The sequence below is a fragment of the Streptomyces aurantiacus JA 4570 genome, from assembly GCF_000414115.1.
GTDB classification, from domain to species: domain Bacteria; phylum Actinomycetota; class Actinomycetes; order Streptomycetales; family Streptomycetaceae; genus Streptomyces; species Streptomyces aurantiacus_A.
In genome coordinates, this window is the sequence record NZ_AOPZ01000190.1 from 1 (window position 1) to 787 (window position 787).

Consider the following 787-nt stretch of genomic DNA (forward strand, 5'->3'; position numbering starts at 1 on the left):
CGGAAGCCACCACGGTCACCACGGTCACCACGGTCGCCTCGGTCGTCACGGCGATCATCACGCCGGTCGTCGCGACGGAACGGGGGCCGTCCGCTGTCGCGGTCGTCACGGCCTCGGTACCCGCCACCGCCACGGTTGTCGTCGCGGCGGAAGGCGGGCCGGTCACCGTCACGACGGTCGTCGCGACGGAACCCGCCACGGTCACCGCGGTCGCCTCGGTCGTTGTCACGGCGGTCATCGCGCCGGTCGTCGCGGCGGAAGGGGGGGCGGTCACCGTCACGACGGTCGTCGCGGCGGGGCCCGCCGCGGTCGCCGCGGTCGTTGTCGCGACGCGGCCCACCGCGGTATCCGCCCCGGTCGCCACCATCCCGGCGGCGCTGGTCGCGCTCCGGACGCTCGTCGGGAGAGTTGGTGGACATGGGTGACTCCTAGTCTTCGGTACCGCAGTCATTCTGACGCAGCCGCGTAGTCGGCGCTCTTCGAGCAAAAACAAAAAGGACCCTTGGTCCCAGCGTGAACGCTGGGACCAGGGCTTCTCCAAATTTAGTTCGGCGGCGTCCTACTCTCCCACAGGGTCCCCCCTGCAGTACCATCGGCGCTGTAAGGCTTAGCTTCCGGGTTCGGAATGTAACCGGGCGTTTCCCTCACGCTATGACCACCGAAACACTATGAATATCCCGTTGTTGAACGGGATCTCAAACAGGGCAGCGAACAAGCACACTCTTCAATTGAGTAGTAGAGCTGTTCAGCCAGCACAACTGTTCGTTGTTTCAGAACCAACACAGTG

At 65.4% G+C, this 787-nt stretch carries 1 rRNA gene and 1 pseudogene; one reads left to right on the forward strand and one right to left on the reverse strand.

Annotated features, from left to right (window positions below):
* Nucleotides 1-425: pseudogene (locus STRAU_RS42410) on the forward strand (hypothetical protein); the annotation flags it as partial.
* Nucleotides 426-546: 121 nt separating this feature from the next.
* On the opposite strand, the gene rrf reads toward STRAU_RS42410, so the two are convergent.
* Nucleotides 547-663, reverse strand: a 5S ribosomal RNA gene (gene rrf / locus STRAU_RS19395).
* Between the last annotated feature and the right edge of the window lie 124 nt (nt 664-787).